Source organism: Actinomyces oris (genome assembly GCF_001553935.1).
Taxonomy (GTDB): domain Bacteria; phylum Actinomycetota; class Actinomycetes; order Actinomycetales; family Actinomycetaceae; genus Actinomyces; species Actinomyces oris_A.
Genome location: NZ_CP014232.1, coordinates 995,356 through 1,010,136, shown reverse-complemented (window position 1 = coordinate 1,010,136; position 14,781 = coordinate 995,356). Strand labels below are relative to the sequence as shown.

The 14,781-nt window shown below is 72.1% G+C and carries 12 protein-coding genes; 8 read left to right on the top strand and 4 right to left on the bottom strand.

All coding sequences use genetic code 11. The annotated features are described in order from the left end of the window. The first annotated feature begins 957 nt into the window (after window positions 1-957). Together AXE84_RS04290 and AXE84_RS04285 are read left to right on the top strand one after the other, a co-directional pair. Entirely contained in the window at window positions 958-2,982 is a 2,025-nt protein-coding gene (locus AXE84_RS04290; protein WP_060956975.1) for a DUF885 domain-containing protein, read from the top strand. A 483-nt stretch (window positions 2,983-3,465) separates the two neighbouring features. Continuing rightward, window positions 3,466-4,347, top strand: a complete 882-nt coding sequence (locus AXE84_RS04285) for a glycosyltransferase family 2 protein (protein ID WP_060956974.1) — start codon at window positions 3,466-3,468, stop codon at window positions 4,345-4,347. Here AXE84_RS04285 and AXE84_RS13215 read toward each other — a convergent pair. Further along, window positions 4,344-4,493, bottom strand: coding sequence for a hypothetical protein (locus AXE84_RS13215; RefSeq protein WP_236750141.1), 150 nt, complete (start codon window positions 4,491-4,493; stop codon window positions 4,344-4,346). The two genes, AXE84_RS04285 and AXE84_RS13215, sit on opposite strands and share 4 nt — an antisense overlap. Beyond that, window positions 4,490-6,214, bottom strand: a complete 1,725-nt coding sequence (locus AXE84_RS04280; RefSeq protein WP_060956973.1) for a hypothetical protein — start codon at window positions 6,212-6,214, stop codon at window positions 4,490-4,492. The genes AXE84_RS13215 and AXE84_RS04280 overlap by 4 nt, the downstream gene beginning before the upstream one ends. Window positions 6,215-6,250: 36 nt before the next feature. On the opposite strand from AXE84_RS04280, the gene AXE84_RS13210 reads away from it, so the two are divergent. Next, window positions 6,251-6,805, top strand: coding sequence for a hypothetical protein (locus AXE84_RS13210; protein ID WP_236750140.1), 555 nt, complete (start codon window positions 6,251-6,253; stop codon window positions 6,803-6,805). A 43-nt stretch (window positions 6,806-6,848) separates the two neighbouring features. Here AXE84_RS13210 and AXE84_RS04270 read toward each other — a convergent pair whose 3' ends face one another. Further along, window positions 6,849-7,769, bottom strand: coding sequence for a fructosamine kinase family protein (locus tag AXE84_RS04270; RefSeq protein ID WP_060956971.1), 921 nt, complete (start codon window positions 7,767-7,769; stop codon window positions 6,849-6,851). A 209-nt stretch (window positions 7,770-7,978) separates the two neighbouring features. Here AXE84_RS04270 and pheA point away from each other — a divergent pair, with 209 nt between their 5' ends. Both pheA and AXE84_RS04260 read left to right on the top strand, forming a co-directional pair. Further along, complete coding sequence (pheA, locus tag AXE84_RS04265; protein WP_060956970.1) at window positions 7,979-8,923, top strand: prephenate dehydratase; 945 nt, start codon at window positions 7,979-7,981, stop codon at window positions 8,921-8,923. A 562-nt stretch (window positions 8,924-9,485) separates the two neighbouring features. After that, complete coding sequence (locus AXE84_RS04260) at window positions 9,486-10,043, top strand: low molecular weight protein-tyrosine-phosphatase (protein WP_208854588.1); 558 nt, start codon at window positions 9,486-9,488, stop codon at window positions 10,041-10,043. 38 nt (window positions 10,044-10,081) lie between these two features. Here AXE84_RS04260 and AXE84_RS04255 read toward each other — a convergent pair whose 3' ends face one another. Further along, window positions 10,082-11,077, bottom strand: coding sequence for an alpha/beta hydrolase (locus tag AXE84_RS04255; RefSeq protein WP_060956969.1), 996 nt, complete (start codon window positions 11,075-11,077; stop codon window positions 10,082-10,084). A 210-nt stretch (window positions 11,078-11,287) separates the two neighbouring features. On the opposite strand from AXE84_RS04255, the gene AXE84_RS04250 reads away from it, so the two are divergent. From AXE84_RS04250 to AXE84_RS04240, 3 genes are all read left to right on the top strand, one after another. Continuing rightward, window positions 11,288-12,451 (top strand): methionine ABC transporter ATP-binding protein, encoded by a 1,164-nt coding sequence (locus AXE84_RS04250; RefSeq protein ID WP_060956968.1) that lies wholly within the window; start codon window positions 11,288-11,290, stop codon window positions 12,449-12,451. Beyond that, window positions 12,448-13,164, top strand: coding sequence for a methionine ABC transporter permease (locus tag AXE84_RS04245; RefSeq protein WP_060956967.1), 717 nt, complete (start codon window positions 12,448-12,450; stop codon window positions 13,162-13,164). Before AXE84_RS04250 ends, AXE84_RS04245 begins: the two co-directional genes overlap by 4 nt. A 127-nt stretch (window positions 13,165-13,291) precedes the next feature. Further along, window positions 13,292-14,152 (top strand): MetQ/NlpA family ABC transporter substrate-binding protein, encoded by an 861-nt coding sequence (locus AXE84_RS04240; RefSeq protein ID WP_060956966.1) that lies wholly within the window; start codon window positions 13,292-13,294, stop codon window positions 14,150-14,152. Window positions 14,153-14,781 lie beyond the last annotated feature (629 nt).

Here is a 14,781-nt window from a genome sequence, read left to right as displayed (position 1 = left end):
CCCGACGGCGTCGAATGCCCCTGGCCGCAGAGAGACGCGCCTGGCCGCGCGGAATGTCCCCGGCCGTGTCGGTGGCGGTCCGGGAATCGGTGGGCAGGCGCGGTCGGTTGGGGTGTGGCGGGGTATATGGACAGTTGGGGTGCGGCGGGATTTGGTGAGGAGGCTGAGGTGGGGCCGTGTTGCGCACACCTGGCACGTGCTGTCAATGACGAGTGACCACCATGCGGTCGGTCCGGGCCGGAGGGTACGGACTGACGACGGCACGGCGCTCGCCTGTGAGCGCTCCCAATGGCGGCAGCGCAGCGATGCGCCCAGATCGCCAAGATGCCTCTGACCTGCGCGAATATCGGTATGGGTGAACCGTGGCCGCAGATCCTTGACACTGCCGGCCCAGCGTCCTTGAATCGTGCCACGTCCATCACAGCACAACAACGGCACGACGAGCGCCCCGCACCGGGGCGTCCCGGCCCGTCGAGATGAGAGGAGCACTGATGACCCGCCCTGTTTGCGGCTGCGCGCCGCGGTCGACGGCCATGCGCGTCAGTCTGCTGCGCCCCTGCTCATCGGCCGGTCGCCATCGATGCCCCTCGACCGCTATCCGATAGCCCCTGCTGATCGCCGGCCAGCCCCTTTCGGGCCTCCGCGCCGGCAGGAGGGGATAGGGAGTCCCGCTCCCTCGCCCGCTACCGAGGTCCCGGCCGGGGCTCATCGTTGAGTCACGTGCCCCGGGGCTGGATCAGCACCAGTGCCAGTTCCCACGTCGTTCACCATCAGTCCCCACCTGCGCACGCCGTCTTCGAGCAGGGTGGGGCGCCCGCCAATTCATCCAATTGTCTTCGCCGTCAGATCTGCGATGCCTATGGACCTTTGTTCCGCTTCCTGGCACCCTGGTGAGACGGCAATGTCGCCGCCGGGCCCGCACGCCATGCGGCGAGTGAAGCGAAAGGCCTGCTTGTTATGTCCGATCACTCCTCGAAGCACTCTCCAGTCGGACCCGCTGCATCCGCGACCGGCTCCCATGCGCAGGACGCCCGCGCCGACACGGCGGACGTCGCACCCGCCCCCGCCACCAGCCCGGTGAGCACCGGGCCGCCCGAGCGGCCGCCGGTCCACCCGCAGCACCCGAGCTCAGGAACCTGGCGGGCCGTCCGCACGGCCGGCGCCCCCTTGAGCGTGCGCGAGGTCGAGGCGGCATCCTCCGCGGCGCCCGCCGCTCACACCTCCGCCCAGGCCGCCACCCGCTCCTCGGTCCGCTCCCCCTCGGAGACCGCGGCCGCCGGCGTCGTCCTGCGCGACCTTGCCGACGAGTACGCCCAACTCCTGTGTGCCCACGATCCCGAGGCGGCCGCCCGCACCGGACTGCCCGGCGGGACCATCCTGCCCGACTACTCGCCCGCGGGACTGGCCGAGCGTCTCAGTGCCGAGCGCTCCCTGCGTCACCGCGTGGCCGCCGTCGAGCACTCGACCGGCTCCGACGAGCTCCTGCGCCGCCACCTCCTGGAGCGCCTGGAGACCTCCATCCAGTTCATCTCCGCCGGGGAGGAGGGTGGAAACCTCGGTTTCCTCTCCTCGCCGTTCCAGCAGATCGCCCGCCAGCTGCACCGGCCCCCCGAGGCGCCCGACCGTGCCGGCTCCGAGGAGGCGGACCTCGCCGAGGCCGAGGCCAAGTGGGAGGACGCCTGGAACCTGCACCGCACCCGTCTGGAGGCGCTGCCCGCCGCCCTGGAGGGGCTGGCCGCCTCCCTGTCCGCCTCCGCCGAGGCCGGTGCGATCGCCCCGCTCAGTCAGGTCGACGTCGTCGCCGGGCAGGCACGTGACCTCGCCCGACGCCGGACCCAGGCGCTGCCTGAGGACCTGCCGGCCACTCTGCACGTCCAGCTGCAGGAGGCGGACATCGTCGCCCGCCGCGCCGCGCTGGACTTCGCCTCCCACCTGCGTACGACGCTCTCGCCGCGGGCGCCCCAGGCCGAGGGGGTCGGCCCGCAGCGCCACGCCCTGTGGATGCGCCGCGTCCTGGGCACCCGGGTGGACCCCGAGGAGACCTACGCCTGGGCCACGGAGGAGCTGGGGCGGGTCATCGCCGAGCAGGACGCCATCGCCGTCGACATCCTGGGGCCCGGCGCCGATGCCGGCAGCCTCAACCGGCACCTGCGCGCCGACCCGACCCGCGCTGTGCGCGCGCAGGACTACACGATCTGGGCGCAGGAGGTCGCCGACGAGGCCTGGGACGCCGTCGTCGGCCGGATCCTCGACCCGCCCGACGGCCTGGGCCGCCCCCGGGTGCGCCTCGGGGAGCCCGGCGACGGCGCCGTCCACTACGAGGAGCCGCGCGGTACCGGCGGGGAGCGTCGGCCCGGCGTCGTCATGCGCTCCCTGGCTGCCGGCGAGCAGCTGGTGTGGCCGTGGATGGAGCGGACCACGGTCCTGCATGAGTCGGTTCCGGGCCACCACGTCCACGTCGGCGCGCATGCCACCAGTACGCGCCTGACCGCCTGGCAGCGCTACTTGGGCTCCGTGCCCGGCTGCGATGAGGGCTGGGGCCTGTATGCCGAGTCCCTCGCCGACGAGCTCGGGCTCATGCCTACGCCCGAGGACCGTTTCGGCTGCCTGGCGGCACGCCGCTGGCGCCTGGCCCGGGTCCTCGTGGACCTGGGCGTCCACTCCCGGCTCCCCGTGCCCGACGACGTCGCCGCGCTCCCGGGGGCCTGCCGCGAGTGGAACCGGGCGACCGTCACCGCCGTGCTGCGCCACCACACCGTGATCTCCGAGGGGCGCCTGCGCTTCGAGGTCTCCCGGCACCTGGGGTGGCCGTCCCAGCCGCTGGCCTACGCGGTGGGGGAGCGGGTCTGGCAGGCCGGTCGGCGCAGTGCCCGGGCTCAGGCCCGCACCGAGGGCGGTGAGCTGGATTTGCGCGCCTTCCACAACCGGGGCATCGACCTGGGCAGCGTGGGGCTCGATCTGCTCGCAAGCGCCTTGCACTGACCTGCATGAAGGATGCAGGGCTGATGAGGGCCAAGGCGTGCCGGGGCGGCAGGGGAGTCGCCCCGGCACACGGAAGGACGCGAAATGCGCCGGCGGAACCCGGCTCCGTTGACGGGCTCCTTGTCTCCACTGTGCCACGAGAACCGGGTGTGACATGCCGAAATACGTGACTCTAGCTCCCGAATGAGGAATCCTGATTCATTGCTGCAAGATTTCTCAGTTTCTCCGGGGACCGTGGTCCCATGCTGAAGGTTTGACACAAGATCACCCAGGAAAGTCTGAAAGTGGCGAGGGGTGCTCTCCTCGTGGCGCATCGGCGTGTCGCAGCGGTCGGCGCGACGTGCCTGTGCTGCGCGCGGAGCCCGAGGATTCCGCGCCGCATGGCATGAGATCGCAGAACTTGACGGGCCTCACAAAAAAGGCGTGCGATAACGAGGCGCTCAGGTATCGGCTGGAGGCCGGGAGTCTGGATACCCTGGGGGAGTGAGTTCCACCAAGCGGCCCGACCAGCGCGTTGCCGTGGTCATCCCTGCCAAGGATGAGGCTGAGCGCATCGCCACCACTGTCCGGGCCTGCCGCTCCATCCCGCGAGTGGACCTCGTCATCGTCGTCGACGACGGCTCGACCGACGGAACCCAGGACCACGCCCGCGCCGCCGGCGCCGTGACCGTCCGCCACTCCGTCTCACGCGGGAAGGCCTCCGCCATGGAGACCGGGGCCTCCGTCGTCGCCATGCGCGACTACTCCGACGGTCCCGCCCGGCTGCTGCTGTTCATCGACGCCGACCTGGGGGACTCGGCCGCCTCCTGCGCCGAGTTGGTGCCTCCGGTCGTCGACGGCGTGGCCGACATGTCCATCGCGGTGCCCCCCAAGCAGTCCGGGGCCGGCGGCCGCGGCCGGGTCGTGCGCGCCGCCAGGCGGGCCATCTCGCTGTCCACCGGGTGGCTGCCTGTGGCGCCGCTGTCCGGTCAGCGATGTCTGAGCCGCGAGGCCTATGAGAAGGCGGTGCCCCTGGCCGACGGCTGGGGGGTGGAGGTCGGCCTGACCATCGACGTCCTCGTGGCCGGGCTCGCCGTCATCGAGGTCCCCTGCGACATCACCCACCGCGTCACCGGTAACGACCGGGCCGGCACGATGCACCGCGCCTCCCAGTACAAGGACGTCCTGAGGGCCGTGACCCGGCGTAAGCTGCGTCGCCACCGTGTGCCGCGCGCCTCCTTCGACAGGGCGGCCGCCGAGCAGGACCACTTCTTCGCCTACCGCGCCGTGCCGCAGCCCCCCAAGGCCGACGACGACGTCGAGCCCGCCGAGAAGCCGCACCACGGTGAGGGCTCGCAGGCCGCCTCGGAGACGGCCGAGAGCTAGCGCGCCGACTCACTGCCGGCCAGCGTCAGCGCCAGCAGGGCGGGAGCCGCTGCCGCCAGGATGAAGCCGGCCATCGTGACACCGGAGTCGTTGACCAGGACGGCCACGAGCGTCAGTACCCCCAGGGACTTCAGCGCCGTTGTCACCCATCGCGCGGAGGGGGACATTCCACGCGTTGGGGAACCGGATTCCTGTCCCCCACGCGTGGATTGTCCCCGTGGGCGGTGGGGGCGAGCCAGGCGTAGGGGCTCGTGCCATTGCGCCAGGCCCGCACCTGCCGGCGTCCCCACCACAGGGCCGCTGCCACGACGACCACGGCGCAGGCCAGGGCTGCCGCCATGACCGGCTTCGTGACGAAGGGACCGACCAGCGCGTAGGCCTTGCGCCCCAGCACGCCGGCGGCCGAGCCGTCGGCCACCTGACGGGCGAAGCGCCCCAGGTGCGTGGGCTCACCGGGTCGGAGGAGGTCGACGACGGCGAAGCCGCCCACCACCAGGACTGTTATGGCCCCGATGGCCAGCCAGCGCCGCCAGCTCAGGCGCAGATTCGCCAGGCCCGCAGTGAGGAAGGCCAGCGTCGGCACCAGTGTCAGCGCACCACCCACGTCCGCGCCCAGCTGCGGGGCCCCATCGACGAGCAGCGCCGCCCCGCCCAGCAGGGCTGTCACCAGCAGCGCGCTCCGCCGGCCGCCGCCCAGAACCTCCCAGACGCCGGCGATGACGACGATGAGCGCGCCGGCCACCAGCGCGAAAGCCGTATTCGACACCCCGTAGAAACGGCCCGCCACCACCGCGTTCATGCCCAGAGGGTTGTTGAAGGCCAGGGGTGCGCCCGCGGCGGCGTCGAGCAGCCAGGCCAGCGGGATCGCCGCCGCCACCAGCAGGGCCGTCAGGCTCGCTCCGTTGCGGGGTGGAGACGGCAAGGCGGGCGCGGGGACGCCGGCCTCGCCCGGTGGCGGATCGGCCGCGGCCTCCCCTCGGGCGGAGGGGGTGTTGGGGGATCCGGCCGTTTCAGCGGCTGCGGCACCAAGCGCTGAGGGCGACGGGCTCGGTGAGACGGCAGGGTGGGGCCGCTTGCGCCGTCGTACCAGCGCCGCGATCCCGGCGGCCAGTCCCACGATCCCGGCTGCGACCGGCACGGCCGCGACCACGGCGACGAGTGAGGCCCATCCCGAGGGGGAGCCGGCCCGGGCCCCCACCCGCCACCACGGGGCGGCATTGACCAGCAGCAACGCCGTCGGCAGGCCGCTGAGGTAGACGGCCACCCACGTGACCCGGCGGCGGAGAGCCTCGCGCCGACTCGCCTTCGGGCTACGCAGCGCGACGGCCGCCCAGACCAGGAGCGCCACGGCCAGGCCCATGAGCAGGGCGCCGGCCCGCATGACCGTGGCCTGGGAGGCACGGGCGTGCAGGGCGTCGTCGGCGAGCCGCGAGATGCGGGCGTCCCCGGTGGCGGCGCTTGTGTTGGTCGTTGCCACGCCCGCGCGGCCGGTCTCGGGCAGCGTGAGCGCGTGGCCGTCGAAGGCTGGGTCGCGGCGGCCGCCCAGGGCGGAGACGAGAGTCGGGGTGAGGTCGGTCAGCTGGGCCAGGCCCGCCTGGTGCGTGGAGTCGCCGACGACAAGACCCCCGGAGGCGCCGCGCGCGCTCCTCGTGCCCGCGGGCAGGACCGCCACCTGGGGGCCGGGGGCCTCGTCGTCGGCCAGGGAGGCGACGATGATGCGAGTGCCAGGGCGCGACTGCTCCTGGACCATGCGCAGGGCCTCGTCGAGGGCGGCGATCCGCTCGGTGTCAGTGGAGGCGGCGCTCGCAGTGTCGACGATGGTGAGGTCCGCGTCGGCGACCAGGGCATCGGCCACCGACGGAGCCACGGGGGCGGGCCTGTTCGCTGAGCCCCCGGTGCCCCTGTGGCCAGCTGCGTACCCGGGCCGACGGCCTGGACCGAGACGTCCTGCCCGAGCGCCCCGACCAGGGGGGTGCTGCGGGGGATCGCGGCAGTGGGGCCGGCGCAGGAAGCGGCCGCCTCGACGGCGCTCGCGCGCCTGCCCCGGCCCAGGGTGAGCCAGGCATCGGCCGGGCAGGTGCGGTCCGCCGGGGTGCGCACGGACAGGTTCATCGGCTCGCCCCGCCAGGCGAAGGCCAGCAGGCGGTCGGCCGCCGAGCTGGTACCGGAAGAAGCGGAGTCCTCAGCGGCGCCCTCGCGGGAGGCCTGTGCTTGCAGGTCCGCCCAGGTGAGATTGTTCGTCGCCAGGACGACCACCGGCGCCGGCCGCGAAGATGAGTGCGAGGCCGAGGCGACATCGGAGGCCGGCGCCGACGCCGCCTGGGACGCCGGCGCTGTCTCGGATTTCGGCGCCGTCGGGGCCGCGGTGGCGAGGGCCGGCCCTACCACCGCCAGGATCATGCCGATGACCACCAGCAGCACGAGGACGTACACGACCCCGCGCACCAGGCGCTGTTGACGTCGTCGAGGTCTCACCCAACCAGCCTACGGGCCCTGACCGCTCACAGGTACTGGCGGGCCACGGCGACCGCCTCCCCGCCATAGCCCCCGCCGAAGAGGAAGGCGTGAATCATGAGGATGTGCCAGGAGTGCAGGCCCACCCGCTCGCGCCAGCCCTCCGCCAGCGGCGAGACCTCGTGGTAGGCCGCGTAGATGCGATCCAGGTAGCGCTGCCCGAACACGCCCAGGGCCGCCAGGTCGGTCTCGGCGTGCGCGCCCTGTGCCATCGGGTCAATGAGCACGCCGACCACCGTCGACCCGCCGGCCGGCCCGCCCACGGGTGTCTGCCCGGGGTCGGGCTCCTGCGGCCCGAGGCCGGCCCGCGGCGGCGCCCACTGGGCGGCCTCATCGGCCGGGGTCCACAGGACATTGCCGCACCACAGATCCCCGTGCGTGCGGGCCACCGCGACCCGCGCGCCGCGTTCACGGGCGCCGGCGCGCACGAGGGCCGGCTGGTCGGTGTCGAAGTCGCCGTCGCGCAGACGCTCGCACAGCCGCTCGACGACTCCGGCCCCGCCGGCGCTGATCGAGCCGTTGTCCCGACTGGGCTGCAGGTAGGGCAGGATCCGGTCCTCGGCGTAGAACTCGCCCCAGCGGCGCGGCTCGCCCTCCTCGACGGCGTGCGGCCGCAGCCGGATGTCCGAGCGGCCCATCTGCGCCCGGCCGTCCCAGCCGGGAGGCGCCGCCCCGAAGGCCGGGGCACCCGCGGCGTGGGTAACGGCCAGTGCCCGACCGAAGGCCTCCGCCCCGGCCGGCGTCACGCCGGTCGTCGTCAGCCGCGGTTCCTCCAGCCAGCCCGGGCCGCTGGTCACCGGCACCACGTGTGCCCCGCCGTCGGCCATCGCCTCGGCGAGCCAGGTCAGCCCCTGAGCCTCCAGGGTGGTGGAGACCGGGCCGTCGTCGTGCTTGCGGAAGACACTCATGGCTCCAGCCTGCCAGGCCTGGCGGCGTCACGGGAGGGTGTCAGGAGGCGGCATCCCGGTGGGGGAGTCCGGCTCTGGCTGGACCTGGGCCGTTCCCTCCTGACCAGGCCCGGCGGAGGGACCGGCCCGTCGCCTCCGCGGGAGGGCCCCTGCGTTCCACGGAGCAAGCCGCCGTCGGCCCGACCGCCCGGACTGGCTACCCTGTGCCCATGACTGCTCCCGCACCGCTCTGGTCCTTCCTGGGGCCGGCCGGCACCTTCACCGAGATGGCGCTGCGCCAGGTCGCCCCCGTCGACGTCGAGCTCGACCCCTGCCCGGACGTGCCCACCGCCCTGGACCACCTGCGCGAGCGCACGGTGGAGGCCGCCGTCGTGCCCATTGAGAACTCCGTCGAGGGCGGGGTCAATGCCACGCTGGACAACCTCGTGGCCTCCACGCCCCTGGTCATCGCCGCCGAGATGGCCGTGCCGATCACCTTCGTCCTGGCCGGCCGCCCCGGCACTCGCCTGGAGGACGTGCGCGCCATCTCCACCCACCCGCACGCCTGGGCCCAGTGCCGCGGCTGGGTTCACCAGAACCTGCCCGGGGCCGTGTACGTCGCCGGGACCTCCACCTCGGCGCCCGCCCGCGCGCTGGCCACCACCGAGGGGGACACCGGATTCCAGGCCGTCCTGTGCAACCCGCTGGCCGCCAAGCAGTACGGGTTGGAGGTCATCGCCGGGGGCGTGGCGGACAACCCCGACGCCGTCACCCGCTTCGTCAAGGTGACCCGGCCCGGCCGCGTGGGCGAGCCCACCGGCGCCGACAAGACCACCCTGCTCGTCCACCTCCCGCACGACCGCTCCGGCGCCCTGCTGGACATGCTCGAGCAGTTCAGCGCCCGCGGCGTCAACCTCTCGCGCATCGAGTCCCGGCCCGTGGGCGACTCCCTGGGGCGCTACCGCTTCTCCATCGACGTCGAGGGGCACGTGCGCGAGGAGCGGGTCCAGGCCGCCCTCATCGGGCTGCACCGCACCTGCCCGGTGGTGCGGTTCCTGGGCTCCTACCCGCGGCTGGACGCCCGCCCGACGGCGGTCCTGGCCGGCACCAGCGACAAGGACTTCGTCGTGGCCCGGTCCTGGGTCGCCGACGTCCTCGACGGCCGCGCGCTCTAGCCGGGGCCCGAGCAGCCGCTCGGCCGCGCAGTCACCTAGCCGCAGCGGCCTCTTGCCGCCGTCGCGGTCGTACCGTATGCGGCGCAGTCGAGGGTTAAAGGCACGACTGCGCGACCTACCCTACGACCGCGCGGACGCTTCACCTCGTGCCGGCGTCGCAGTGGCCTCTTGCCGCCGTCGAGTTCCCTTGCCGGCGGGGACAATCTGCGCGGCCGGGTGCGTGTCGTTCCGGACGGGGGCATTCGACGCCGTCGGGGACAGCAATCCCGTCCCCGAACGCGCAGGGTGTCCCCGGCCGCGAGCAAATTTCCCCGGCCGCGTGAGATGTCCCCGTCGGCGAGCGCCCGTTCCTGACGCCGGGAGACTGCGTCAGTGGACAGGTCAGTGGACAGGCGACTGCGGCGTGCGTAAGGCTCGGGATGTGAGCTCCTCCGACGCCAGCACCGAGACGACCGCCGCTGCCTCCTCCACCTCAGCCTCCTCCACTGCGCCCGCCGGTTCAGCCGCCCCGGCGCCTGCCGTGCTGCCCGGCCGTCGCGGCGCCGGCCCCTACCGGGTCGTCATGGTGTGTACCGGCAACATCTGTCGCTCCGCCATGGCCGAGGTCGTCCTGCGCGATCGCCTCGCCGCCGCCGGCATCCCGGACTCCGGGCCGGGCGGCGTGACCGTCACCTCCGCCGGCGTCTCCGACGAGGAACGTGGCAACCCCATCGACTCCCGGGCCCGCCGCGTCCTGACCGAGGCCGGCTACGGCGTCGGCGCCGACGACGTCTCGCGCGCCACGGGCATCGCCATCGCCTCCCACACCGCCCACCGCGTCACTGACGCCGAGATCACCGAGGCCGACCTCCTGCTGGCCATGACCGACTCCCACTGGAACGTCCTGCAGCGCCGCGCCGGGGGCCTGGGGGCCGAGCCCGACCGCATCCGCATGTACCGCGAGCTCGACCCGGCCTCCACCCAGCAGGTCGAGGCGGTCGCCGCAGGCGGGTCCTCCCGCAGCGTCCTCAACGTGCCCGACCCCTGGTACGGCACCATGGCCGACTTCCTCGACACCCTCGAGGTCGTCGAACGAGTCAGCGACGAGCTCGCCGAGCAGCTCACCGCGCTCCGCGACTAGGGCGCCGCGACTGAGGCTCAGCGACTCGGCGCAGGCGCTCAGTGCAGGCGGTTGTCCAGCCAGCGCATGACGGCCTGAAGGTACTCGGCGCGCGCCAGCGGCCCGGACAGGGCCAGGTCGTGGACGCCCTCGGGGATCTGGCGGACGGTCACGTCGTCGCCCAGGTACTGGGAGCGGTCGATGATCTGCTCCACGTCGAGGACGACGTCGGAGCGCTGCGCCTCCTCCAGGCTCGCCTTGACGCCGCCACTGGCCGTTGAGCAGCACACGAGGATCGGCACCCGGATCCCCAGCCCGTGGTGGACCTCGCGCTGCAGACGCCGGATCCCCGCCAGGAACCCGGCCCGCACCGGGAAGGACGGCGCCGGCTTGAGCGCCAGGTCCCAGTCCCACTCGCCGCGCCAGCGCCGGTGCAGGGCCGCGACGTAGTTGTCCTCATCGCTGCTGCCCGGCTCACCGATGACGCGCTCGGGGGCCCGCCGCGAGAGGAGGTCCACGAAGGCCGAGCCGTAGGAGCGCACCAGCGCCGAGCCGCGCAGGTCCAACCACGGGGAGTTGAGGACGAGCGCGTCCACGGTACCGGGGTGGTCGGCCGCCCAGATGACCGCCTGCAGCCCGCCGGTCGAGTGCCCGTTGAGGACGACGACGTCGTGCCCGTGCTCGGAGCGGATGATGCGCAGGGCCTCGGCGATCTCCTCGTCATGGACGCGCAGGTCGCGCACGTCGTGCGGGGAGGCGTGCCCGACGCCGGCCCGTCCGCAGGCCCGCAGGTCCAGCGCGTAGAACTCGAAGCCGGCGTCGAGGTAGGCCTGGGCCAGGTGGGTCTGGAAGAAGTAGTCGCTGCGGCCGTGCAGGTAGAGGACCGCGCGCGAGTGCCGGGGCCGGCTGGCCCGGCCCGCCGCCTCACGCTGGAAGACGAGCACGGCGTGGTCGGCGCCGGGCGCCTTCGTGGGTGACTCGGTCACCGGGATACGGCGGGCCACCCACGGCTCTCCCAGGATGTCGGGGGCGGTCGGCTCTACGGTCGCACTCATGAGCAGATCCAAACACGTTGCCCTGTGCGGCGCGAGTAGCGGCGCCGACACGTGACCTGGGAATAGCCAGGATGTTGCGGGAGCGCCGGTCGCGGACAGACTGAGGGTGGACTGACGGCCGGGCCGAGGGGCGGCGAGTGGTGGGCGTGACCTCGGTCCCTTGAAGGTGGCCTCGCTTGCGTCGCCAAGGTGGCGCTGCGTAAGTTACTCGTGGCCATCCAGAGCAACCGAGAGACCTGGCTCGACGACATTGCAGCAACCCCCTTCATGGTGCGGGTGCTTCCGCCAGGAACGATGGAGGAATACGTGACAATCAGTGAACAGTCGACCGCCGAGCCCGGCCGGTCCGAAGACGGTGACGTGCCCGGCTCTCCAAGCGAGCCCATGATCTCCTTGCGCGACGTCCACAAGGTCTACCGCCTGCGCAGCGGCAAGGAGGTGCGCGCCCTGGACGGGCTCAGCCTCGACGTCGCCGCCGGCTCCATCCACGGCATCGTCGGCACCTCCGGGGCCGGCAAGTCCACGCTCGTGCGCTGCCTGACCTCCCTGGAGCGCCCCACCAGCGGCCATGTGAGCGTCGCCGGCCAGGACATGACCGCCCTGTCGCCCAGCCAGCTGCGTGAGGCCCGACGTCGCATCGGCATGGTCTTCCAGCACGCCAACCTCCTGGACCAGCGCACCACGGCGCAGAACATCGCCTACCCGCTGGCGCTCGCGGGTGTCCCCGGCGGTAGGCGCCACCCGGTCGTCAAGCGCATGCTCGACCTCGTGGGGCTGGCCGACCGCGGCGGCTCCTATCCTTCCCAGCTCTCCGGCGGCCAGAAGCAGCGCGTCGGCATCGCCCGGGCGTTGGCCGATGACCCGGCCGTCCTGCTGTGCGACGAGCCCACCTCCGCCCTGGACCCGGAGACCACCCGCTCCATCCTCGACCTCATCAAGAATGTCCGCGACACCCTGGGCCTGACCGTCATCATCATCACCCATGAGATGAGCGTGGTCCGCCAGGTCTGCGACTCCGTCAGCCTGCTTGAGGCCGGCAAGATCGTGGAGAGCGGCCGCCTGGAGGACATCGTGCTCGACGTCGACTCCCGGCTCTCGCGCGAGATCGTGCCCTTCCCGAAGGTGCCCGAGGCCGCCGTCGCCCACGGGGAGAGTGTCATCGACGTCTCCATCACCGCCCACCCGGGCCAGCCGGCCGCCGTCGCCCTCATGTCGATGGTGGCCGAGCTCGGTGGGGACATCGCCGCCGGCGTCTTCGAGACGATCGGGCAGGCCCAGATCGGGCGCCTGGCCGTCACCGTCCCCGCGTCCGACACCGAACAGGCCGTGAGCACCCTGCGCAAGGCCGGTATTGCTGCGGAGGTCCGCTCATGAACTCGATCCTCCTTCCGCTGAGCCAGGCCGTCGCCGTGCCGAGCAGCCGCACCTGGTTTGACAACCCGGCCATCCAGAACAAGCTCGGCTACGCCCTCGTTGAGACCCTGGCGATGACCTTCGTCTCCGGGGCCATCACAGTCATCCTCGGGCTTCTGCTGGGGCTCGCCCTGGTCTCCACCGGTAAGCGGGGCCAGTTCCGCAACCCGACCCTGTACTGGGTGCTCTCCCAGATCGTCAACATCGGGCGCTCCATGCCCTTCATCATCCTCATGGTGGCGCTCATCCCGCTCACCCGGTTGCTCGTGGGCACCTCCCTGGGGTGGCAGGCGGCCTGCGTGCCGCTGACCATCGGCGCGATCCCGTTCTACGCGCGCCTGGTGGAGACGGCCATCAACGACGTCGACCGCGGCAAGGTCGAGGCCGCTCTCATGATGGGGGCCTCCGGGCGGCAGATCACCTGGGGGGTCCTCGTACGTGAGGCCCTGCCGATCCTCATCCAGTCGGCCACCGTCACCATCATCACCCTCCTGGGCTACTCCGCCATGGCCGGCGCCGTGGGCGGCGGTGGCGTGGGTGACCTCGCCATCCAGTACGGCTACCAGCGCAACCAGGTGGACGTCATGGTCATCACCGTGGTTGTCATTGTCGGCATCGTCGGCGTCATCCAGCTGGTCGGCGACATGCTCAGCCGGCTGGTGAACCACCGCTGAGGCGATCACCAGCCGGGTAGGCGCGCAGCCGCCTGGAACCGGGCGGCCGCGCCGTCGGCCCCAGCACTTTCAAGACTTTCCTCTCTCCCGTCACTGGGGGCCGCCCGGCCCCGCGAAAGGAACCACCATGTCCTCCTTCATCTCCCGGCGCACCGTCATCGCCGGTGGCCTGGCCACCGCCGCCGCCCTCACCCTGGCCGCCTGCGGCTCCAAGTCCGGTAAGGGCGAGGTCAAGGGCATCAAGGTCGACGGCGACACCGCCACGATCACCATCGGTGCCACCCCCAAGCCCCACGTTGAGATCCTCAAGTGGGTTCAGGACAACCTCACCAAGGGCTCCGGCATCAAGCTGGACATCAAGGAGATCAACGACTACCAGACGCCCAACTCCTCGCTGGAGGACGGCTCGCTGGCCGCCAACTTCTACCAGACCCCCAACTTCCTGGCTCAGCAGAACAAGGAGAAGGGCTACGACTTCGTCTCCATCGCCGACGTCCACATCGAGCCCATGGGTATCTACACCTCCAAGGGCTACAAGGACGTCAAGGAGATCAAGGAGGGCGGCACGATCGTCCTCAACAACGACCCGGCCAACACGGCGCGTGGGCTCAAGCTCCTGGCCCAGGCCGGGCTCATCGAGCTGGACAAGTCCGCCGAGCTGCCCAGCGACACCGACGTGACCTCCAACCCCAAGAAGCTGAAGTTCACCACGGTTGACGGCGCCCAGGTCTACAAGTCGATGCCCGACGCCGAGGCCGCGGTCATCAACGGCAACTACGCCATCGACGCCGGGCTGAACCCCAAGAAGGACGCGCTCGTCCTGGAGAAGGGCGGCAAGGACTCCGAGTACCCCAACCAGCTCGTCGTGCGCAAGGACGACAAGGACAACGAGCACCTCAAGAAGCTCGCCAAGCTCCTCAACGACGAAAAGCTGCGTGACTACATCAACAAGACCTGGCCCGACGGGGCGGTCGTCGCGGCGTTCTGACGTCGGAAAGCTGCGGCTGAGGGCCGGTTGAGGTCCGTGCGCGGGGCCGGTTGTGGTTGGTCGAAAGGCCGACTGCGACCGGCCCTCGTGTTGTTGTCGGAAGCGCGGCGGTGTGTGGCGTGCGGGCAGATGTGCGGCTCGGGCGGGTGTGGCGGCTGAGTGCGCGCGGCGTGGTGAGGCGAGGGCATGCGGTGCTGTCGGGTGCACTTCGCGCGTCCGGGGACATTTTCGTGCGGCCGGGGACCTTCGACGCCGTCGGGGACGGGAATCCGGTCCCCGAACGCGCGGACTGTCCCCGGCTGGAGCGGACCGCACCCGGCCGCGCGGAATGTCCCCCGCCACACTGCCCGTGGGGCCGGTTGTCATCATCTGTGGACAGTTCTCGGTCTGCGGGCCCGGGAGCCGAGGCGGCCGCCTAGGTTGAACCGCGGGCGTCCGACGGCGTCCAGCGATACCGGCGGATTCACAGGGGAGAGGACGGCGCAAGGGTCATGGCAGCTCGACGTGAACGGACACAGTCGGACCGGTCGGCTCAACCGGTGTGGGGACGCACGCCCGGGGTTCTCGAGGACCCGGGCGGTACGGCTGGGGAGGGAGGCGTCGTTGGCGTCGGGGGAGAAGGTGGCCCG